18 protein-coding genes are annotated in these 20,490 nt (G+C 71.7%); 9 read left to right on the forward strand and 9 right to left on the reverse strand.

The annotated features are described in order from the left end of the window. Positions 1-27 precede the first annotated feature (27 nt). The 6 genes from AC24HA_RS15530 to AC24HA_RS15555 all read left to right on the forward strand — a co-directional run bounded on the left by AC24HA_RS15530 (position 28) and on the right by AC24HA_RS15555 (position 4,983). Complete coding sequence (locus AC24HA_RS15530; protein WP_425707698.1) at positions 28-1,098, forward strand: LacI family DNA-binding transcriptional regulator; 1,071 nt, start codon at positions 28-30, stop codon at positions 1,096-1,098. Next, positions 1,095-1,988 carry a ribokinase gene (locus AC24HA_RS15535; protein ID WP_425707697.1) on the forward strand — a complete coding sequence of 298 codons (894 nt, stop codon included), beginning with the start codon at positions 1,095-1,097 and terminating at the stop codon, positions 1,986-1,988. Before AC24HA_RS15530 ends, AC24HA_RS15535 begins: the two co-directional genes overlap by 4 nt. A gap of 36 nt (positions 1,989-2,024) precedes the next feature. Next, positions 2,025-2,498 (forward strand): RpiB/LacA/LacB family sugar-phosphate isomerase, encoded by a 474-nt coding sequence (locus AC24HA_RS15540; protein WP_425707696.1) that lies wholly within the window; start codon positions 2,025-2,027, stop codon positions 2,496-2,498. 62 nt (positions 2,499-2,560) lie between these two features. Next, positions 2,561-4,015, forward strand: coding sequence for an Nramp family divalent metal transporter (locus AC24HA_RS15545; RefSeq protein WP_425707695.1), 1,455 nt, complete (start codon positions 2,561-2,563; stop codon positions 4,013-4,015). Continuing rightward, complete coding sequence (locus tag AC24HA_RS15550) at positions 4,012-4,437, forward strand: hypothetical protein (protein ID WP_425707694.1); 426 nt, start codon at positions 4,012-4,014, stop codon at positions 4,435-4,437. The genes AC24HA_RS15545 and AC24HA_RS15550 overlap by 4 nt, the downstream gene beginning before the upstream one ends. Before the next feature lie 108 nt (positions 4,438-4,545). Further along, on the forward strand, positions 4,546-4,983 hold the full coding sequence (locus AC24HA_RS15555) for a PPC domain-containing DNA-binding protein (protein ID WP_425707693.1): 438 nt from the start codon (positions 4,546-4,548) through the stop codon (positions 4,981-4,983). Between the two features lie 141 nt (positions 4,984-5,124). Here the strand turns inward: AC24HA_RS15555 and rpiA are convergent, their stop codons facing one another. From rpiA to AC24HA_RS15585, 6 genes are read right to left on the reverse strand one after another with little or no spacing between them, the layout of a single operon-like run. Then, positions 5,125-5,904, reverse strand: a complete 780-nt coding sequence (gene rpiA / locus AC24HA_RS15560) for a ribose-5-phosphate isomerase RpiA (RefSeq protein WP_425707692.1) — start codon at positions 5,902-5,904, stop codon at positions 5,125-5,127. 1 nt (position 5,905) lies between these two features. Then, positions 5,906-6,649 (reverse strand): HAD family hydrolase, encoded by a 744-nt coding sequence (locus AC24HA_RS15565; protein ID WP_425707691.1) that lies wholly within the window; start codon positions 6,647-6,649, stop codon positions 5,906-5,908. Next, positions 6,646-8,166 (reverse strand): xylulokinase, encoded by a 1,521-nt coding sequence (gene xylB, locus AC24HA_RS15570; RefSeq protein ID WP_425707690.1) that lies wholly within the window; start codon positions 8,164-8,166, stop codon positions 6,646-6,648. Before xylB ends, AC24HA_RS15565 begins: the two co-directional genes overlap by 4 nt. Before the next feature lie 39 nt (positions 8,167-8,205). Next, a complete protein-coding gene (locus AC24HA_RS15575; protein ID WP_425707689.1) occupies positions 8,206-9,642 on the reverse strand; it encodes an aldehyde dehydrogenase family protein in 1,437 nt (478 codons plus the stop codon). Continuing rightward, positions 9,639-10,643 (reverse strand): C-terminal binding protein, encoded by a 1,005-nt coding sequence (locus AC24HA_RS15580; protein WP_425707688.1) that lies wholly within the window; start codon positions 10,641-10,643, stop codon positions 9,639-9,641. The genes AC24HA_RS15575 and AC24HA_RS15580 overlap by 4 nt, the downstream gene beginning before the upstream one ends. 19 nt (positions 10,644-10,662) lie before the next feature. Beyond that, positions 10,663-11,937: a fumarylacetoacetate hydrolase family protein gene (locus tag AC24HA_RS15585; RefSeq protein WP_425707687.1), complete on the reverse strand. Its 1,275-nt coding sequence runs from the start codon at positions 11,935-11,937 to the stop codon at positions 10,663-10,665. Positions 11,938-12,082: 145 nt separating this feature from the next. Here AC24HA_RS15585 and AC24HA_RS15590 point away from each other — a divergent pair, with 145 nt between their 5' ends. The 3 genes from AC24HA_RS15590 (at position 12,083) to AC24HA_RS15600 (ending at position 15,426) form a co-directional block, all read left to right on the forward strand. Then, positions 12,083-12,856: a FadR/GntR family transcriptional regulator gene (locus AC24HA_RS15590; protein WP_487563531.1), complete on the forward strand. Its 774-nt coding sequence runs from the start codon at positions 12,083-12,085 to the stop codon at positions 12,854-12,856. 7 nt (positions 12,857-12,863) lie between these two features. Then, entirely contained in the window at positions 12,864-14,351 is a 1,488-nt protein-coding gene (locus tag AC24HA_RS15595; RefSeq protein WP_425707685.1) for an aldehyde dehydrogenase (NADP(+)), read from the forward strand. A 136-nt stretch (positions 14,352-14,487) separates the two neighbouring features. Continuing rightward, a complete protein-coding gene (locus AC24HA_RS15600; protein WP_425707684.1) occupies positions 14,488-15,426 on the forward strand; it encodes a serine hydrolase domain-containing protein in 939 nt (312 codons plus the stop codon). Between the two features lie 127 nt (positions 15,427-15,553). Here AC24HA_RS15600 and AC24HA_RS15605 read toward each other — a convergent pair whose 3' ends face one another. The 3 genes from AC24HA_RS15605 to AC24HA_RS15615 form a co-directional block, all read right to left on the reverse strand. Beyond that, positions 15,554-17,125, reverse strand: coding sequence for an FGGY-family carbohydrate kinase (locus tag AC24HA_RS15605; RefSeq protein WP_425707683.1), 1,572 nt, complete (start codon positions 17,123-17,125; stop codon positions 15,554-15,556). Between the two features lie 226 nt (positions 17,126-17,351). After that, positions 17,352-18,632, reverse strand: coding sequence for an alpha-hydroxy acid oxidase (locus AC24HA_RS15610; protein WP_425707682.1), 1,281 nt, complete (start codon positions 18,630-18,632; stop codon positions 17,352-17,354). Positions 18,633-19,272: 640 nt separating this feature from the next. After that, the gene (locus AC24HA_RS15615; protein WP_425707681.1) at positions 19,273-20,481 is read right to left on the reverse strand and encodes an acetamidase/formamidase family protein; all 1,209 of its coding nucleotides are present in this window, start codon (positions 20,479-20,481) and stop codon (positions 19,273-19,275) included. Positions 20,482-20,490 lie beyond the last annotated feature (9 nt).

The following is a 20,490-nucleotide window of genomic DNA, read 5'->3' on the forward strand; positions in this document are numbered from 1 at the left end:
CCCTGCCCGCACGGCGGGTGCACGATCATGCGCAAACGTTCCCGCACCGGTATCGGCGCCGCGGCGGGCCTCGACGAGGAGGATCGGATGGGCATCAGGGAGGTCGCTCGGGCGGCGCACGTCTCCGTGACGACCGCGTCCCGCGCGCTCAACGGCACCGGCCGCGTCGCCGAGACCACCCGGGACCGCGTGCGCTCCGTGGCCGACGAGCTCGGCTACCGGCCCAACGAGCTCGCCCGACAGCTCAAGCGCGGCAAGAGCTCATCACTCGGCATCGTCGTCCCCGACATCACCAACCCCTTCTTCTCCGAGCTGGCACAGGGCGTCCAGGAGGCCGCCGCGCGCTACGACGCCGTCCTCCTGCTCACCGCCACCGGGGCGGACCCGAGCCGCACCGCGGAAGCCATCGCCCAGATGCGCGCCCGCCACGTCGCCGGGGTCGTGCTCGTCGAGGACCGGCTCGACGACGACCGGCTCGTCCGGGCGCTGGACGGCATGCGGTTCGTCGCGCTCGACCGCGAGCTGGACCCGACCCGGGCGACCTCCGTGACCAGCGACCACCGCTCCGGCGGCCGGATGGCGGTCCAGCACCTCGTCGACCTCGGACATCGGCGGATCGCGCACGTCGCGGGCCGCCCGGAGATCGCGGTCGCCCGGGAGCGCTCCGTCGGCTACCACGAGGGTCTCGCTGCAGCGGGAGTCGACACCGACCCGGCCCTCGTCGTCGAGGCGGACTTCGAGGAGGAGGCCGGCTACCGGGGCACGCTGCAGCTCCTCGACCGCGGCACCGACCTCACCGCGGTCTTCGCCGTCAACGACCTGGCAGCGATCGGTGCCGTCCGCGCGCTCGACGAGCGGGGCCTGTCCGTGCCTCGCGACGTCAGCGTGGTCGGCTTCGACGACATCCACCTCGCGTCGTACGTGCGACCGGGGCTCACCACCATCCACCAGCAGATCGACGAGCTCGGCCGACAGGCGGCCGAGCTGCTGCTCGACGACAAGGAGGGACGCTCCCGCATGCTCGACGTCCACGTGGTCACCCGAGGGACCACCGCACCACCGCCGTCAGGGACCACGCCGCCGGGGAGGACCCGATGAGCGGCACGGTCGTCGTCATCGGGAGCCTCAACGTCGACGAGGTCGCCTCCGTCGACGTCCTGCCCCGTCCGGGCGAGACAGTCACCGCCACCGGCTACGCGACGCATCCCGGTGGCAAGGGCGCGAACCAGGCGGTCGCCGCGGCACGGGCGGGCGCACCCGTGCGCATGGTGGGCGCCGTCGGGGCGGACGACGCGGCCGACCTGCTGCGCGGGTCGATGTCCTCCGACGGGATCGACCTGGACCTGCGCACCGCGGACGGCGACACGGGACGCGCGCTCATCCTCGTCCAGTCCGACGGCGAGAACGTCATCACGGTCGTGCCCGGCACGAATCACATGCTCACCGTCGAGGACGTCACCGCCGCGTGCGCGAACCTCACCGCCGACGACGTCGTGCTCATGCAGCTCGAGATCCCGCTCGAGCTGGTGGCGCACGCCGCGCGACTGGCGGACGAGGCCGGCGCGACGGTCGTCCTCAACGCGGCCCCGGCCCTGCCCTCGCTCCCGCTCGACGGCGTCGACGTCCTCGTGGTCAACGAGCACGAGTGCCTCCGGGTGGCCGGGCGCGCGGAGGACGCCGACCCGCTGACCACCGCCGGTGACCTGGCCGCGGAGCACGGGCTCACGGTGGTCGTCACCCTCGGCGCACGCGGCGCCGCGCACACCACCGGCGGCGCCCCGGTGGAGACCCCCTCCCCCGCCGTCACCGCGGTGGACACCACGGGCGCCGGCGACAGCTTCGTCGGCTACCTCGCCGCCGCGCTCCTCGAGGGTTCCTCCCTCGGCGAGGCCGTGACCCTCGCCGTGCACGCCGGATCCAGCGCGGTCACCCGGCAGGGCGCCCAGCCCGCGATCCCCTACCGCGACTCCCTCACCACCGGCGCATAGCCGCCGCCACCCCCAGCACACACGAAAGGTGCAGACATGCGACTGATCATCGGAGCAGACCACGCCGGGTTCCCCATGAAGGAGACGGCTCGGGCGGTGCTCGAGAAGCTCGGCCACACCGTCGTCGACGTCGGCACGCACTCCGAGGAGCCCGTCGACTTCCCGGACATCGCCCGCGCCGTCGCCGAGCCGATCCTCGCCGGCGAGACCGACCGGGGCGTCCTCGTCTGCGGTACCGGGGTCGGTGCCGCGATCGCGGCGAACAAGATCCCCGGCATCCGGGCGACCGTCGCCCACGACACGTACTCCGCCCGGCAGGGGGTCGAGCACGACGACGTCAACGTCATCTGCGTCGGCGCCTGGCTGGTCGGGCCCACCGTCATCGAGCAGGTCGTCACCGAGTTCCTCGCCGCGGAGTTCAGCACGGACCCCGACTGCCGGCGGCGGGTGGAGAAGCTCCACCAGCTGGAGCTGGAGGCCGCGGCCGCCGCCCGGCGTCCCGGCGCCTGACCGGTCCGCCCCCTCCCCTGCTTTCCGTCTTCCCGGCCCACGCCGTCTCGCAAAGGAGCGACATGTCCACCGAGCAGCACTCCCCTCCCGCGGATCTGGAGAACCTCGAGTACCCGGACCCGCCCGAACAGCTGCGCAAGCGGCTGACCTTCACGGCCGCCGTCGCGGTCCTCGGCCCGGGAGCCATCGTGGCCTCGGCCAACATCGGCTCGGGCGAGATGGTCTTCGCCTCCCGCGGCGGTGCCGTCTTCGGCTACGCGCTGATCTGGGCGTTCGTCGTCTCCGCCGTGGCGAAGGCGGCGCTCGCCTACTCCTTCAACCGGTACACGGTCGTCACCGGCGAGCACCCGATGGCCCGCTGGGCCGTCCTCTTCCGCGGTCCGCGGGGCTGGTTCACGCTGCTCATGGGGATCGTCTCGATCCTCGCCGTCCCGTCGTGGGTCGGCGGCATGGGTATCGCTCTCGGGGACCTCATGGCCTCGCTCACCACCGGCAGCGGGGCGCTGTGGGCCACCGGGCTGATCGTGCTGTCCGGTGTCCTGTCCTGGTTCGGGGGCTACGCGCGGCTGGAGAAGGCGCAGACCGTGATCGTCGGCTTCATGCTCGTGGCCATCGCGGTCAGCGTCGTGGTGCTCCAGCCCGACTGGCTCGCCGCGCTCGGCGGGCTCGTCCCCGGCATCCCCGAGTACAACTCCTGGGTCGGCGACACGTACCCCGACATCGCCTCCCGGCCGGTGTGGCTCGAGGTCGCGACCTACCTCGGCGCGGTCGGCGGCGGCACCTACGACTACATCGGCTACGCGGGCATGACGCGCGAGAAGCGCTGGGGCATGCTCGGCCGCGAGGACCAGGTCGCCCTGGGCGAGCGTCTCGCCGAGGTGCCCTACAACGGCAAGCTCCCGCTGTCGACCGAGCCCGAGCAGGTCGAGCGCGCCAGGGCCTGGAGCCGGGCACCGCTCGGCGACACCGTGCTCTCGTTCCTCGCCATCGGCGTCTTCGCCACGATGTTCATGCTCAACGGCGCCTCCCTGCTGGCAGCCGAACAGCTCATCCCGGCCGGGAACGACACCCTGACGTTCCAGGCGCAGTTCCTCACGGCCGTCCACCCGACCTTCGAGTACCTCTACATCGTCGCGGTGTTCTTCGCGTTCTTCGGTTCGCTCTACGCCTTCTGGGAGCTATACACCTACACGGCGTTCGAGACCCTGGCCCCGGTGTTCACGAAGATCCGCGTGCGCGGCACGAACAGCGTGCGCCCGTGGATGTACGTCTACATGCTGATCGCCAGCCTGCTGCTGGTCTGGACCGTCGGGGAGCTCGTCATCATCGTCACCCCGGCATCCGTGCTCGGCGGGCTGCTGACCTCCGGGCTGTTCTGCCTGGTGCTGCTCTGGACGGAGAAGAAGGTCCTCCCGGAGACGCACCGCCTGACCGTGCCGGCTCGCTGGTGGGTGGGGCTGTCGGGGGTCCTGCTCACGGTGCTCGGCATCGTCTCGACCTGGGAGCTGCTCTCATGAGGCCCGGCGCAGCTCTCTCGACCGGCTGCTTCGCGCTCCTGTCGGTGTGGAGCTTCTCCGACGGCGACATGCTGTTCGCCGGTATCTTCGTGGCCATCGGCCTGGCGAACCTCTACCTGTCGCTCCGGCACGGCACGCCGCCGGCGCGGGGTCGTGCGGGGGCCGCCGGGACGACACGCGGCGCGACCGGTGCCGACAGCCCCGTGCGCGTCGCGACCTCGACACGCGACGACGCCGAGGAGGCCCGGATCCGCAAGAACTGGCGGGTCATCGCGATCGGCGGAATGGTGGTGGCCGTGGTCGCCGCCCTGTCGTTCCCGCCGCTTGCGCTGGTGCTGGCGGCGTGCAGCGCCTATGCCGCACACCGGGCGCGCTCCGTGCGTCCGCAGGCGGCCCGCCCGGTCGGCACCGCCGCCAGGTAGACGGAGCACCAGGAACGGCGCGAGCGGGCCGGCCCACGGTGGTCGGCCCGCCCGGTGGCCCCAGACCGGTCCCGGCCACCGAGCATCCCCCACGATCGAAGGAGAGAGATGGAGTACTTCTCAGGACCCGCCCCGACCGCCACGCACGTGGTCCGGCTCGACCCCGGCGACGATCTGCTCGTGTCCCTGCGCGACTTCATCGCGCGGGCGGGCATCACCGACGGCGCCGTGGTATCCGGCATCGGCACGCTCGACCACTGCCGCATGCACATGGTCACGACCACCGGGTATCCACCGGTGGAGGTGTTCCCGGAATGGACCGACACGGCGCTCGAGCTCGTCTCGATGCAGGGCGTGATCGCGGACGGCTTCCCGCACATCCACATGACCGTCTCCACCAAGGACGCCGCCGTGAGCGGTCACCTCGAGGAGGGCTGCCGCATCCTCTACCTGTGCGAGATCGTCGTCGTCGAGCTCGGCGGGCACTCGCTGAGCCGTGAGCCGAACGAGCACGGCGTGCCCCAGCTCCTGGCCAAGAACGGCTGAGCGTCGCCGGGCCGAAAGGCCCACGCACGACGACGGCGCCGCCCACCTTCTGGTGGACGGCGCCGTTGTGGTGTCGGCGGTTCGTGAGCCGCACGCTCGAGGGTCGAGAACCGCACACTCGACGACAGTGGCGGTGGTGCGTCAGGGGCTGGTCAGCCGGAGGCCGTGCGGCGTCGTGGTGGGCCGGCCGGCGGGCGCGTGCTCGCAGGACATGATCGAGACCTCCCCGGACGGGTCGCAGAAGATCACCTCGTCCGCGAGGCCGGTGAACAGGCCGTTCTCGACGACGCCGGGGATCCAGTTGAGCTCCCGGTCGAGCACGAGCGGGTCGTCGATCTCCTTGAGGTGGGCGTCGACGATGAAGTTCCCGCTGTCCGTGATGACGACCTCACCCGCCTGGTCGACCCGCCGGACCAGGTCGACGCCTGCCGGGTAGCCGTGGTGCTGCAGCAGCCGGCCGATCGACCGGCTGGTGGACTCCCACCCGTGCTGGATCACCTCGATCGGCAGCGGGAACGCGCCGAGGCGGTCCTTGAGCTTGCTCGTGTCTGCCACCACCACGTAACAATCCGCGGCGTCGGCCACGATCCGCTCCCACAGCAGGCACGCGCCGCCGCCCTTGATCATGTGGCCGTCGTGGTCGACCTCGTCCGGCCCGTCGACGACGAGCTCGAGGCGGTCGATCTCGTCGAACCCGACGAGCGGCACGCCGAGCTCGAGCGCGAGGTCCTTCGTCGCGTTCGACGTCGGCACGCCGCGGACCTCGAGCCCGTCGGCCACCTTGTCGGCGAGCGCGCGCACGAACCAGTGGCTCGTCGTGCCCGAGCCGAGCCCGAGCAGCATGCCGGGCCGGACGTAGCGCTCGACGGCGGCGATGCCGACCGCCTTCTTCGCCCGGTCCTGCGCGGAGAGTGCGTCCATGTCAGTGCTCCTTGGCGGGGGTGGTGGGGGTGGCGTCGTGCAGCTCGGGCACGGCGAGCCCGGGCACGTCGAGGTCGCGGGCGAGGTCGGCGAACCGTTCGATCCGCACGACGTCGGGGTCGACCGGCTCGCCCCAGGCGACGTGCCGGTAGCGGACGCCGGCACCGGCCCCGACCACGACGTCGACGGGGTTGTCGCCCACGTAGACGGTCTCCTCGGGCCGCAGGCCGAGCCGGTCGAGGACGTCGAGCAGGTGCCGCGGGTCGGGCTTGGGGTGCTGGACGGAGTCGCGGCCGAGCACGACCTCCACGACCTCGTCGAGTCCGACGGCACGCAGGACCTCGGTCGACAGGGCGGTCGACTTGTTCGTGCAGATGCCGACCCTGATGCCCGCCCGGCGCAGCGCGGGCAGCACGTCCGCGGCGTCGGCGTACGGGGTCGACAGTGCGGCCGGTGCCGCCGCGTACCGGGCCCGGTACCGGTCGTGGACGTCGCGCACGAACGCCTCGTCCGCCGCACGTCCCGGTGCGACCTCCTGCATGGCGGTGAGCACGAGGTCGTAGGCCCCGTGGCCCATGCCGCGGGCGGCCAGCGCGGGGTCGACCGCGGGCAGGCCGGCCTCCTCGAACGCGCCGGTCAGCGCGGCGGTGACGTCGGCCAGCGTGTCGACGAGCGTGCCGTCGAGGTCGAGGACGACCCCGCGGACCGGCACGGCATCGGGAGCGCCCGGGTCGAATGCCGTCACGCGGAGACGCCCTCGGCCGTGCGGGCGAGCTCGTAGACCTCCGTGAGCGCGCCGTGCAGCCTGCGGTGCGCCCCGAAGATGGTCTCGTAACGGGCGTGCCTGTCGTCGTCGGGCACGTAGGTCTTCTCGACCTTGACCTGGGTGAGCGCGGACGTGAGGTCCGCCCAGAGGCCGGTGCCGACGCCGGCGGCGAGCACGGCGCCGTACGCGCCACCCTCGGAGGCGCCGACCTGCGTGACGACCTCGCGGCCGAGGATGTCGGCGAGGAGCTGCAGCCACATCGGGTCGTTGGACACCCCGCCGGAGGCGACGACCTGGTCGCTCTGCAGGCCGGCGTCGACGCAGATCTCGAAGATCCCGCGCATGTTGAGCAGGACACCCTCCATGACGGCGCGGGCGATGTGCCCGACGTCGTGCATCTGGGTGAGGCCGACGAGCGCGGCGCTCGCGTCGGGGGCGAGGTTGGGGGACCGCTCGCCGAGGAGGTAGGGCAGGAAGAGGACGCCGTTCGCGCCGGGCTCGACCTCGCGGGCGAGGCGGACGAGCGTCTGGAAGGACAGCTCCTCGTCGTCGTTGAGCGGCCTGAGCGCGTCGCGCAGCCACTGGAAGGCGCCGCCGGCGCTGTTCGCGTTGCCCATGATGTGCCAGCGGCCCGGCTCGTTGCCGCAGCTGACCTGGACCCGGCCGGCGGGGTTGTCCGGGTAGCGCGAGAGCCCGCCGGCGACGATCCCCGCCGTACCGACCGTGAAGCCCGCGGAGCCCTCCTCGATAAGTCCCATCGCCGAGGTCTGGATGACGGCGTCGCCGCCACCGCCGAAGACGGGTGTGCCGGCGGGGAAGCCCCACGCGGCGGCGATGTCGTCGTCGAGGGTGCCGGTCTGCTCGGTCGACTCCACGACGTCGGGCAGCAGCGCGGGGTCGATGTCGATGGCCCTGAGCAGCTCGAGCGACCAGGTGCGGTTGCGGACGTCGAACAGCCCGGTGCCCGAGGCGTCGGAGACGTCGGTGACGTACAGGCCGGTCATCCGGAAGCGGATGTAGTCCTTGGGGTTGAGCAGGCGGACCATCTTCGCGTAGTTCTCCGGCTCGTGGTCGCGCAGCCAGATGATCTTGCCGCCCGTGTAGCCGGGGAACATGCGGTTGCCGTTGAGCTCGACGAGCTTGTCGAGCCCGCCGACCTGCTCGGTGATCCAGTCGCACTCGGCGGCGCAGCGCTGGTCGTTCCACAGGATGGCGGGGCGGATGACCTCGCCGTCGGCATCCATCGCGGTCAGGCCGTGCATCTGCCCGCACAGGCCGATGCCGGTGATCTCCTTGCCCTTCTCGGGCAGCTGGGCGGCGAGCGCGGTCATCGCCTCGCCGGTGGCGCGCCACCACTCCGCGGGCTCCTGCTCGGACCAGCCCGACCGGAGGTTGATCAGCGGGTAGGTCGCGGTGGACTTGGCGACCACCACTCCGTCGTCGTCGACGGCGATGGCCTTGAAGCTCGAGGTTCCGAGGTCGATTCCGATCAGCATGAGTTGCTCCCTTGCAACGGTGGGTGAGAGGTGGGTCGATCAGTGGGTGTGACGGATCCGCAGGTGCTTGTACTGCAGGTAGCCCTCGAGGCCCTCGCGGCCGTGCTCCGAGCCGAAGCCGGACTCGCGGCGGCCGCCGTAGGGGGCGTTGATGATGCCCGCGTCGACGTTGTTGACCGCGACGTTGCCGAAGTCGAGCTCCCGGCCGGCGCGCATCGTCTCCCCGAGGTCGTCGGTGTAGAGGTACGCCGCGAGCCCGCCCGCGACGCCGTTCGCGTGCGCGACCGCCTCGTCGAGCGACTCGACCGCCGCCACGCCGACCGCGGGGCCGAACGTCTCCTCCGTCATGATCTGCGAGTCGAACGGCGCGTCGACGACGAGGGCCGGGTGGCGGAACAGCCCGCCGGAGGGGTGGTCGTCCGCGCCGGAGAGCAGCCGGGCACCCCCGGAGAGCGCGTCGGACACGTGCCGCTCCGTGCGGGCGCGGATCTCCTCCATGGTCACCGGCCCGACGTCGGCGTCCGGGTCCGCGTAGCCGTCGCCGACGCCGAGCGCGCGGGTGAGCTCGGCCATGCGGTCGGTGAAGTCGGCCATCACGGCGCGCTCCACGTAGATGCGGTTGATCGCGATGCAGATCTGGCCGGCGTTGCGGAACGAGCGCCGCACGGCGCCCGTGGCCGCGAGGTCGAGGTTCGCGTGCCGGGTGACGATCATCGGGCAGCTGCCGCCGAGCTCCATCGTCAGCTGGGTGACGCCGGAGACCGTGCGGAACAGCTTCTGCCCCGTGGCGTTGGAACCGGTGAAGGCGACCTTGGCGATGTCCCGGTGGCCGGCGAGCATCGCGCCGACCTCTCCGGCGCCGTGGACGATGTTGACGACCCCTGGCGGGAAGCCCGCGGCCGTCAGGCACTCCGCCATGACCTGGCCGGCGCCGGGGGTGTGCTCGGAGTCCTTGATGACCATCGTGCAGCCGGCACCGAGCGCGCCGCCGAGCTTCCAGCCGAGCAGCTCGACCGGATAGTTCCACGGCGTGATGGCCGCGACCGGTCCCACCGGCTCGCGCTGGACGACCGAGAGGAAGTCGTTGGACTCGTTCGGGACGGTCTCGCCGCCGATCCGCTCGGCCTCCTCGCCGTAGAAGCGCATGGCCTGGGCGAACTTGCGGACCTCGCCGCGGGCCTCGTTCAGCGGCTTGCCCTGCTCGAGCGTCATGGTGGTCGCGAGGTCGTCGACCCGCTCGAGGGCCACCTCGCCGAGCCGGCGGAGCAGTGCCCCGCGCTCGAACCCGGTGGTGCGGCTCCAGGTGGGAAAGGCGCGCACGGCGGCCGCCACGGCGGAGTCGACCGTGGCCTGGTCGGCGACGTCCGCGACGGCTGCCACCTCGCCGGTGGCGGGGTTGCGGCGCTCGAAGGTCTCGCCGCCGGGCCGGAACTCTCCGTCGATGTAGGCCGAGCAGTGCAGGGGCGTGGTGGTCATCGGGTCTCACGTCCTTCGTCGTCGGGGCGCGGTGCAGGGACGTCCGGGAGGGGGAAGGGGCAGCGCAGCGGCTCGCCGTGGAGCGCCCGCCGTGCCTCGTCGACGGCCAGCACCTGGAGACGTTCCATCGACTCCGTGGAGTAGAAGGCCGCGTGCGGCGTGAGGATGACCTCCGGCCGGGAGCGCAGCGGGTGGTCGGTCGGGAGCGGCTCGGGCTCGGTGACGTCGAGCGCGGCGCCGGCGAGCCTGCCCGAGTCCAGGGCCCGGCCGAGCGCGTCGTGGTCGACCAGGCCGCCGCGCGCGGTGTTGATGAGGAACGTGCCCTCGCCCATGGCGGCGAAGGCCGCGTCGTCGAGCAGGTGGTGGGTGTCCTCGGTCAGCGGCAGGTGCAGCGAGAGGATGTGCGCGGAGGCGAGGAGCTCGTCCCAGCCGACGAGGCGGATCTGTTCCTCGTCGAGCGCGCCGGGGGCGAGGTACGGGTCGTAGGCGATGGTCGTCGCACCGAACGCCCGGAGACGCTCGGCGGCCATGCGGGCGATGCGGCCCGCGCCGACGAGGCCGACCACGCGGCTCTCCATGCTCGGGATGGGGCCGAGGTCTCCTGCGCGCATGGTGCTGCCGTCGTGCAGTGCGTCGTCGAACTCGCGCACCCGCCGCACGAGCATGAGCGCGAGCATGGTGGCGTGGTCGGCGACGACGCCTGCCCCGTAGTCGGGCACGTTGCACACCCGCACGCCCGCGGCGGCGGCCGCCGCCAGGTCGACGTTGTCGACGCCGACCCCGTACCGGATGACGACGGCGTCCGGCGCGAGCCGGTCGAGCTCGGCGGCACCGAGCGGGGCGAAGTTGGTGAAGACGACGTGGGCGCCGTCGAGGACCGCGCCGAGGTCGCCGGAGCCGTCCCAGCGCCGGTAGGTCGCCCCCTCGTCCTTCGCGAGGCGTCGCTCGAGGGTCTCGTCGTCGACGGCGGTGTCGGTCACCGCGATGATCTGCTCGCTCATGCGTAAGCTCCTTCGCTCCTCAGCCGGCCCGGTGGAGGTCGCGGACGAGGTCGAGGACGCCGTAGTCCCACACCGGTGCGCTCTCGCTGGGGGTCACCCGGTTGGTCAGGGTGCCGAGCTGCGGGGAGCTGATGGAGACGAGGTCGCCCTCGTGGTGGGTGAATCCCTGGCCGGGCTCGCCTCGGTCCTCGGTCGGGGCGAACGGGGTGCCGCAGTACAGGACCAGGCCGTCGGGGTACTGGTGACGGCGGTTGATCGTGTGCGCGGCGAGCTCGCTCACGGGCCGGGAGATGTCCGACTGGGGGGCCGTCGCCTCGAGCTCGAAACCGTCCTCACCGGTGATGCGCATGGTGATCGTCGTGGCGGCGGCGTCCTCCAGCGTGAACGCGTCGTCGAACAGGCGGATGAACGGGCCCAGCGCCGCGGAGGCGTTGTTGTCCTTGGCGAGCGGGAGGAGCAGCGCGCTGGCGCCCTCCATGTCCCGCAGGTTCGCGTCGTTGCCGAGGGTCGCGCCCTTGACCTGTCCGGCGCCGTCGATGACGAGGACGAGCTCGGGCTCGGGGTTGTTCCAGGTGGAGATGCCGGCGATGCCGACGTCGGAGCCGTGGCCGACGCTGGACAGGATCGGCGCCTTCGTGAACACCTCGGGGTGCGTGCCGAGCCCGACCTGGAGGTACTGGGACCACAGCCCGTTCTCGCGCAGCACCTCGAGGGCGGCGAGCGCCTCGGGCGAGCCGGGGCGGATGTCCCGGATCGACTCGCCGAGCGTCTCCTTGAGCTGGTCGCGCACCGCTGCGGCCTTGGTCGGGTCCCCGCCCACGCGCTCCTCGATGACGCGCTCGATCATGCTCCGTACGAAGGTGACGCCCGCGGCCTTGAGCACCTGGAGGTCGACCGGCGAGAGCAGGACGGTCTCGGCCAGCTCCACCGGGCCCTCCGCGCCGCGGCGACGGTCCGCCTCGCGCACGGTGGCGGCGAGGACCTCGTCGAGGTCCCACCGGGTGGGGGCGGAGAGGGTCTCCGTGGCGGCGGCCGCGGTGGTGCCGGCGGCGGCGTCCGTGGCGGCGGCGGCCGTGGCGTCGCCGGCGAGGATGGCTCGTACCCGCGACGCGGGATCGCTCTCCTGCACCAGCTCGGTCATCGTCGGCCCGAGGGCGGTGACGTCGACGAGCGCGTCGCCCGCGACGGCGACGAGGCGCGGGCCTGCGCCCGGGACCCAGATCCGTCCGACCAGCGTGGGGTCGGCGGCGTCGGTGGGCAGGACCTGCGCGGACTGCGCTCGCGGGTCGGACATGGGGCACTCCTCTTCGAGCGTGGCTTCGGGGTGTTTGATGTGCGAGGTGTCCAAACATATGATGATTGACATGAGCCGTCAATCAGCCGGCGACAGCCGGCCCGCGCCGACCCCTGCGACGGGTGGTCTGGCGACGAGCCCGGGCGTGCCGTCTCCCCGTCAGGCATCGGCGCCGACCCCGGTGCGCCCCGCGCGACTGCCGATGTGGCTGGCGGACCAGCTCGAGGAGGCGCTCCTCCACGGCGAGTACCCGGTCGGATCCCTGATGCCGACGGAGAAGGCCATCGCCGACGACTTCGGCGTGAGCCGGCAGGTGGTGCGCGAGGCCGCCCGGCTGCTGGAGGACCGCGGCCTCGTGGAGATCCGCGCCGGCCGCGGGATGACGGTGATCGCTCCGAACGTCGACTCCATCGTCCAGCGCTTCCGGATGCTGCTGCAGCACGGCCACGCGAGCTTCGAGAAGCTCATGGAGCTGCGCAGGATGACCGAGGTCGACATGGCGACCCTGGCGGCCGCCAACCGGACGGACGACGACGTGGCCCACATGCGCGACGCCATCGCCCGGGCCGCGGAGAACCTCGACGACTACGCGGCCTGCATGGACGCCGACATGGCCTTCCACATGGCGGTCGCGCGCGCGACGCAGAACCCGTTCGTCCTCGCGTTCGTCCAGCCCATCAACCTCGTGCTGCGCGACGTCTACCGCAAGCCCATCGGGTACCTCGCGACGCAGGCCGACACGGTCGCCGAGCACACGGCGATCGCCGACGCGATCGCCGCCCGTGACGTCGAGGCCGCCCGGCGGGCGACCTCGGCCCACCTGGGGCGCGTCGTCGACGACGCCGGCACGCTCGTCGACGAGGACGCCGTCGTCGTCGACCCCACCACGTCCTCCACCACCGCTCGACCGAAGGAGTAACCACCACATGACCTCCGTGAACGAGACCTCGAGGTCCATCGTCGACGCGGCCGTCGCTGCCGCCACCGACGCCGCCCGCGCGTCCGTCCGGGAGAGCTACGAGACCCGAGCCGGATGGCTCGAGGCGCTGGCCGAGACCCTCGACTCCCACGCGCCCGAGCTCATCGCCCTCGCCGACGACGAGAGCCGCCTCGGGGAGAAGCGCCTGACCGGGGAGCTCGCCCGGACCAGCGCCCAGCTGCGGCTGTTCGCCTCGGTCGTTCGCGAGGGCAGCTTCCTCGAGGCGACGATCGACCACACCGATCCCTCCGCCACTCCCCCGATCCCCGACCTGCGGCGGATGCTCGTGCCGCTCGGCCCGGTTGTCGTGTTCGCGGCGAGCAACTTCCCGTTCGCCTTCTCCGTCCTCGGCGGGGACACCGCGAGCGCGCTCGCGGCCGGCGCGCCCGTGATCGTCAAGGCGCACGAGGGACATCCCGCCCTGTCCCGCCGGGTGGCGGAGCTCGGCGCGCAGGCGCTCGAGGGCGCAGGTGCGCCGTCGGGACTGCTCCAGCTCGTCGAGGGGCGCGAGGCCGGCGTCGAGCTCGTCCGGCACCCGGACGTGCGGGCGGTCGGCTTCACGGGATCGCTGGCCGGCGGGCGCCACCTGTTCGACCTGGCCGTCCAGCGGCCGGAGCCCATCCCGTTCTACGGCGAGCTGGCGAGCATCAACCCGGTCGTCGTGACGCCCGGGGCCGTCGAGTCCTCGATCGACGAGATCGTCGACGGACTGCTGGGCTCCTTCACGATGGGCGTCGGTCAGTTCTGCACCAAGCCCGGCGTGGTCCTCTCGCCGGCCGGGGCGGACCTGGCCGGCCGCCTCGCGACGAAGGTCGACGCCGACGCGGCGGGTGACCCGGCGTCGCCGCCCATGCTCAACGACCGGATCCGCGCGGGCTTCCACGACCGACTCAGCGGCCTCGCCGGCCAGGAGGGCGTGGACGTGGTCGCGGGCGCGGACGTCGTCGACTCCGAGGAGCGCACCTCCCCGGTGGTGCTGCGGACCACCGTGCAGCGAGTGCTCGAGTCACCCGAGGTCCTGCTCGAGGAGGTGTTCGGGCCGGCGACGCTCATCGTCGACTACGACTCCGAGGAGGACGTGCGGGCCGCACTGGGGGTGCTGCCCGGCTCGCTCACCGCGACGCTCCACGCCGCGCCTGGTGAGGAGCTCGCTCGCACCCTCGTCCCGGCACTCGGCGAGCGCGCCGGCCGGGTGCTGTTCGGGGGCTGGCCCACCGGCGTCGCCGTGTCGCACGGCCAGCACCACGGCGGCCCCTACCCGTCGACGACGAGCATCCACACCTCGGTGGGGACCACCGCGATCCGCCGTTGGCTCCGGCCCGTGACCTACCAGACGACGCCGGACGACCTGCTGCCCGAGCCGCTGCAGGAGGCGAACCCGCTGGGCATCCCGAGGCGCGTCGACGGTCAGCTCGTGCTGGCGGACCACGCGTAGGCTTCATGACGCGATCGGCGGCGTCGGCGGTGGTGCCCGCTCCGACGGCGCCGCCACGCGCGGGCCGACGCACGACACGCGTCACGACGCCGGCCCCGAGCCGGCCGCCCCTCCTCCTGAAAGCGCAAGGCACTTCATGGACAGCCAGCAGTTCGACGGTCTCGTCGACCTCTTCGAGTCGGCACGGGATCGCGACGGCGACCCGCTCAACATGCACTACCTGCTCATCAAGCAGGGCGAGACCGAGCATCTCCATGCATTCGGCGGACGGACCGAGCGGTCGGACATCCGCTCGCTGTCGAAGACCATCATGGCGCTCCTCACGGGGACGATCGTGAAGAGCCGCGACGACGTCGACGAGGACACCCCCGTGTGGCCGATCCTCGAGCCGCTGTCCACGCTCACGCGCGAGGAGAATCGGGAGAAGCTGCAGCGGGTGCGGATCAAGCACCTGCTCAACCACACGATCGGTTTCAACGAGGTCCTCATGATGCGCGGCGACATCGCCGACATGGATCCGGCCGACTACCTCGACTACATCGTCAATTCGCCCATCATGCACGAGCCCGGCACGCACTACCTGTACTCCAACGCCGGCTTCTACCTGCTGTCCATCGTGCTGCAGGAGCTGCTGGGTGAGGACCTCGAGGCCTACGCGGACCGCGTGCTCTTCCGGCCGCTCGGCATCACCGGCTACACGTGGGAGCGGTACGGGAAGTACGTCGCCGGCGCCACGCGGCTCTGGCTGACCCCGCACGACCTGCTCGCCGTCGGCGAGGTGCTGCTCCACGGCGGGCAGGGCATCGTCTCTGCGCGGTGGATCGAGCGGATGAAGCAGTTCACCGACTTCACGCCGGGGGTCGACACCCCGACGAACCCGCTGTTCCGCCGCTGGGCCTACGGTTCCAGCCTCTGGCTGAGCAACAGGCGCGGCATCTTCTTCGGCCACGGGACGGACGGGCAGACCCTCGCGATCGTCCCGGACCGGCAGGCGGTCGTCGTCACGACGGCGCACCAGGTCGACGTCGTGCGCCTCGAGGAGCTCGTCGACAAGGCGATCACCCTGCTCGACTGAGCGGCAGCCAGCGCGGGTCGTTCGCCGTCGGGCCGTCGCCCGGACGTGGTGAGCGGCTGCCGTTCGCCGTCGGGCCGTAGCCCCACCCGGACGAGGCGGCGCCCTCCCGGGCGCCGCCCCTCCCGGCTCAGTCCTCGCCGCTGTGGCGCGTGTTGACCTTCGCGAGGTCGTTGTAGACGTCGGCCTCGACCAGCGCGAGGAACGCCTTCTCGAAGATCTCGAAGTAGTCGCTGTAGACGGCGTGCGCCTCCATGTCCGGGTCGACGAAGCCGTGGGTGTGCACCATCGCGTCGATCGCCGAGTCGACGTCGGTGAGCTCGCCGGAGCCGACCCCGCCGAGGATCGCCGCACCGAGCACCGCACACTCGGAGACCTTGAGCCGCTCGACCCGCCGCCCGTAGATGTCGGCCTGCATCTGGGTCCAGAACACGGACTTGGCGCCGCCGCCCGAGAGCCGGATCGTGTCGAACGGACGCCCGAGCGCGCCCTCCATCGCCTCCACGGCCATGCGCAGCTCGTAGATGACCCCCTCGAGCACGGCGCGGGCCGCGTGCTTGCGCGTGTGGATCTGGGTCAGGCCGAGCATGCCGCCACGCGCGTTGTCGTGGAAGTGCGGGTTCGCCTGGGAGTTGAAGAAGGGGAAGAACAGCAGGCCGTCGCTGCCGACCGGCGCGTGCGAGGCCTCCAGCGAGATCAGCTCGTACGGGCTGACGTCGAGCGCCTCGGCCGCCGCGACCTCGGGCTGGCCGTACGTGTCGCGCCACCAGCGCAGGACGGCGCCTGCGGCGTGCGCGGTGCCCTCCATGTCCCACCGGTGCGGGATGGCGTGCGCGCCGAAGGAGACGCCGCCGTCGAGGTTCGCCACCATGTCGGGCGCCTCGTCGAGCTGCGCGACCATGACCGCGGCCGTACCGAGCGACAGCTCGGCCATGCCTGCCTTGTTGACGCCGGAGCCCACCGCCGCGCACTGCTGGTCGCCGCCACCCGGGGCCAGGACGGTGCCCTCGGCGAAGCCGGTGGCCAGCGCCCCGGCCGCCGAGACCTCACCGACGGGCCGGAGCTCGTGGACGATCGGGGGCATGAGGTCGATGTCGAGCCCCGCGCGGTCGAAGAGCTCGGGGGCGTAGTCGAGGGTGGTGATGTCGAACATGCCGTTGTAGTTGAGCGCCGACGGGTTCGCGAAGAGCTCGGTGGACCCGAGGCGGTGCAGGATCCACTCGTGACCGTTGACGATCTTCCACGTCCGGTCGTAGACCTCCGGGCGCTGGTCCTTGAGCCACTTCAGCTTCGGGTAGACCCACAGGCTCGAGGGGTTCAGGCCGGTGATGCGGCAGTACTCGTCAGAGCCGATCTCGTCGTTGATCCACTGCGTCTCCCTGGTGGCGCGACCGTCCGACCACACGATGGCGTCGATGAGCGGCTCCCAGTTCTCGTCGACGGGGACGAACGACCCGCGCTGCGAGGACACGCCGATCGACACGATGCGCGAGAGGTCGCCGCGGAACCGGCTGGTGGCCTGCTTCGCGGCGGCGCAGAGGCCGTCCCACAGCTCGTGCATGTCCTGGTCGACCCACCCGGGATGGGGATGCTTCGTCCGGTACTCGGAGTACCCGCTGCTCATGACGTTGCCGTCGCGGTCGAAGATCATCACCGTGGTGCCGGTCGTTCCGGCGTCGATGCCGGCAAAGTACTTCTCCATCGGGGCCTCCCCAGGCGCTCGCGTCGTTGCTCCTCGATGCTAGGCGTGGGCCCGTGCGCGCTGGTCCGAGCACTGTTCTACGCACTTCTGAGCAGTGGTGCGCGCTGGCAGGACTCGGGCGTCTGCGCCGAGGCAATCGGGTAACGCTCGAGTCGATTCCCCGCGGGCGCTGACTCGATAGATGCCCGATTGACTCGATGGACCTCTCGAGCCGCGACGGGCTCGATCACGCGCCCGACACCTCGGTCGGCACCGCACCAGGCACCGCCCGCGGAATCTCCCGCGGCACCAACCGCTGCAGCTGCGTCACGTGCCTGGGCTCGAGCTCGGCGAGCGAGCCCACCTGCAGCAGCCGCATCGTCCGCTCGATCTGCTCGGACAGGATGGCGATCGCCCGGTCCACGCCGTCGCGCCCGCCGGCCATGAGGCCGTAGAGGTACGCGCGGCCGATGAACGTGAACTTCGCGCCGAGCGCGATCGACGACACGACGTCGGCGCCGTGCATGATCCCCGTGTCCAGCGCGACCTCGGTGTGGTGCCCGACCTCGCGCACCACCTCCGGCAGCAGGTGGAACGGCACGGGCGCCCGGTCGAGCTGGCGGCCGCCGTGGTTCGACAGCACGATCCCGTCCACGCCCAGGTCCACGAGGTGGCGCGCGTCCTCCACGGTCTGCACACCCTTGACCACGAGCCGGCCCGGCCACATGCCGCGGATCGTCTCGAGGTCGTGCCACCCGATCGAGGGGTCCATCGCCGAGTCGAGCAGCTCGCCGACGGTGCCTCCGGTCGAGGACAGGGACGCGAACTCGAGCTTCGGGGTGGTGAGGAAGTCGTACCACCACCAGGGTCGGGGCACGGCGTTGGCGATGGTGCGCAGCGAGAGGCGCGGCGGGATCGAGAACCCGTTGCGGGCGTCGCGCAGGCGGGCCCCTGCCACGGGGGTGTCCACGGTGAAGAACAGGGTGTCGAAGCCGGCCGCCGCCGCCCGCTCGACGAGGTTGTAGGACGTCTCTCGCTGGCGCATGACGTAGAGCTGGAAGAAGTTCCGCCCGCCCGGGTTCGCGGCGGCCACGTCCTCGATCGACGTGGTGCCCAGCGTGGACAGCGTGAACGGGATGCCCGCGGCGCCGGCGGCCGCGGCTCCGGCGCTCTCGCCCTCGGTCTGCATGAGGCGCGTGAAACCGGTGGGCGCGATCCCGAAAGGCATGGCGGAAGGCCCGCCGAAGATCGTGGTGCTCGTGTCGACGTGGGTGACGTCGTTGAGGATCGCCGGGTGCAGCTCGACGTCGCGGAACGCCTGCCTGGCCCGCGCCAGCGACAGCTCGTCCTCGGCGGCGCCGTCGGTGTAGTCGAAGGCCGCGGCCGGCGTGCGGCGCTTGGCGATCCGGCGGAGGTCCTCGATCGTGAGGGCCGACTCGAGCCTGCGCCTCTTGAGGTCGAGGCTGGGGCGCCGGAGCTGGACCAGCTCGAAGATCTCGCTGGGGCGGGGGATCTGCCGTTCGACCACTGCGGGCCTCCTTGACCGTCGATGCCGCGCCCCTCGGCTCGGGCCGGACGCGATCCACTGTAGTAGGGCCGTCGTCAACGGGCCGGGCGGTGGTGGGCGGTGCCGGGCCGCACTGGACGTCAGCAGCGCGGCACGTCAGCCGTGCGGCTCGCGCAGCCGGTCGCGCAGCGAATCGAGGAGAAGCTGCCCAACGGCACTCGGCTCAACCTCTCTCCGGTCACCGCGCTCATGCCACGACGGACGACGCGAACGGGGCGAGCGAGCTGACCGTGCACTCACGTGCGAGGACTCGCGTCGGTAGCCGCACGCGCCGGAACACTCGGCTCTTCCGCGCCGACCAGGCGCTCGGTGGCCCTCCCGCGGCGATCTCGACCTGTCGACCTCGGCGGGTGGGCCACTTGGCGAGCTCGACCTGTCATGCCACCGGGCGGTGGGGCGGTGGGGCGGTGACCAGCTGACGATCGGTCACCGCCCCACCGTCGTTCGACGCCCAGCCCACGTGTTCCTGCCGAGCCCACAGGTCCTCCGTCGACCGCACTCACGGCGTCACCTGGTTCGACGCACTCCGTGTGGGTTCGGCGTAGGACATCGACTCGCCGACGTCGTGTGGGTTCGACGTCGTGTGGGGTGGACGGAGTTCCTACTCCGGCTGCGGCAGGATGTCCTTGTCGAAGATGTCCACCGGCACCTTGAGGACCACGGCCGCGTTGGGGATGTCGACGATGCCGCCCACGTGCATCTCGCAGGGCGCGACCGAGATGATCGTGTAGGCCTGCTCCGGCGTGTAGCCGAACTTCCCCAGGTACTCGATCGCCTGCTCGAGGGCCTGGACGGCGGCCATCGTCGTGTCGAGGTACTTCTGCTCCGACCCGCTGGCCGACAGCCCGGTGAAGGAGATGTACCGCGTGCCCATGTTCGGGTCGAACGGGGACGGCCGGAACATCGGCGTGCTCACCCCGTAGCGGGCCATCCCGTCCTTGATCACGCCGAACCGGTACCAGCCGACCCCGTCCATCTCGATGGCGTTCCAGGTGACCTCTCCGTCGCCCTCGGCGAAGTGGAAGTCGCCCGAGGAGAACAGGCCGCCGTCGACGAACACCGGGTAGTAGACGCGCGAGCCCCGCGAGAGGTTCTTGATGTCCATGTTTCCGCCGTTCTCCCGTGGCGGGATGGTGCGGGCGGCGGCCTCGGCGACCCGCCGCCACTCGTCGCCCTCGAGGTCACGCAGCACGGACGTGTCGATCGCCTCCGACCGCGGCCCGGCGAGACCGTCGGCGATCAGGGGGTCCTCGCGCTCGTTCCAGATCCGCAGCAGCTCGTGCGACGGCGCCACACCCATGATGCCCGGGTGGCTGATCGCGGGGATCTCCACGCCGGGGATCTGCCGGCTCGTGGCGTACGTACCGTGCAGGTCCCAGATCGTCTTGAACCCCTGCGGGAACTGGGCGGCGAGCGGGCCACCCATGCCGGGCAGGATGTTCGAGTAGCCGATGCCGGACAGCGGCAGCACGTCGAGGATGTCGACGACGAGGAGATCGCCCTTCTTGACTCCGTCGACCTTCACCGGGCCGGTCAGCGGGTGGGTGCGGGTGAGGTCGAAGGTGTGGATGTCGGCGTCGTCGTCGACGTCCTTGAGCTGATAGTCGTCGTAGCCACCGCTCTCGAGGATGACCTCGTCGCCGAGTCCCACCTCGACCAGCGGCGGGATGTCCGGGTGCCACCGGTTGTGACCGAGATGCTTCTGCTCGGCCAGCGGGACCCCGACCTCGCACCGGAACCGCTGGACGCCCAGGTCGCGGTCCTTGAAGCGGGAGACGCCGGAGCGCGTGAAGTCTGTCGAGTCGGTCATGTCGTGCCT

The sequence above is a fragment of the Georgenia sp. Z1491 genome (assembly GCF_057652395.1).

Bases quoted from the DNA above. Each gene is read 5' to 3' on its own strand.
- AC24HA_RS15530 (WP_425707698.1), top strand. From the start codon at position 28: ATGCGCAAACGTTCCCGCACCGGTATCGGCGCCGCGGCGGGCCTCGAC.
- AC24HA_RS15535 (WP_425707697.1), top strand. From the start codon at position 1,095: ATGAGCGGCACGGTCGTCGTCATCGGGAGCCTCAACGTCGACGAGGTC.
- AC24HA_RS15540 (WP_425707696.1), top strand. From the start codon at position 2,025: ATGCGACTGATCATCGGAGCAGACCACGCCGGGTTCCCCATGAAGGAG.
- AC24HA_RS15545 (WP_425707695.1), top strand. From the start codon at position 2,561: ATGTCCACCGAGCAGCACTCCCCTCCCGCGGATCTGGAGAACCTCGAG.
- AC24HA_RS15550 (WP_425707694.1), top strand. From the start codon at position 4,012: ATGAGGCCCGGCGCAGCTCTCTCGACCGGCTGCTTCGCGCTCCTGTCG.
- AC24HA_RS15555 (WP_425707693.1), top strand. From the start codon at position 4,546: ATGGAGTACTTCTCAGGACCCGCCCCGACCGCCACGCACGTGGTCCGG.
- rpiA (WP_425707692.1), bottom strand. From the start codon at position 5,904: ATGGACGCACTCTCCGCGCAGGACCGGGCGAAGAAGGCGGTCGGCATC.
- xylB (WP_425707690.1), bottom strand. From the start codon at position 8,166: ATGCTGATCGGAATCGACCTCGGAACCTCGAGCTTCAAGGCCATCGCC.
- AC24HA_RS15575 (WP_425707689.1), bottom strand. From the start codon at position 9,642: ATGACCACCACGCCCCTGCACTGCTCGGCCTACATCGACGGAGAGTTC.
- AC24HA_RS15580 (WP_425707688.1), bottom strand. From the start codon at position 10,643: ATGAGCGAGCAGATCATCGCGGTGACCGACACCGCCGTCGACGACGAG.
- AC24HA_RS15585 (WP_425707687.1), bottom strand. From the start codon at position 11,937: ATGTCCGACCCGCGAGCGCAGTCCGCGCAGGTCCTGCCCACCGACGCC.
- AC24HA_RS15595 (WP_425707685.1), top strand. From the start codon at position 12,864: ATGACCTCCGTGAACGAGACCTCGAGGTCCATCGTCGACGCGGCCGTC.
- AC24HA_RS15600 (WP_425707684.1), top strand. From the start codon at position 14,488: ATGGACAGCCAGCAGTTCGACGGTCTCGTCGACCTCTTCGAGTCGGCA.
- AC24HA_RS15605 (WP_425707683.1), bottom strand. From the start codon at position 17,125: ATGGAGAAGTACTTTGCCGGCATCGACGCCGGAACGACCGGCACCACG.
- AC24HA_RS15615 (WP_425707681.1), bottom strand. From the start codon at position 20,481: ATGACCGACTCGACAGACTTCACGCGCTCCGGCGTCTCCCGCTTCAAG.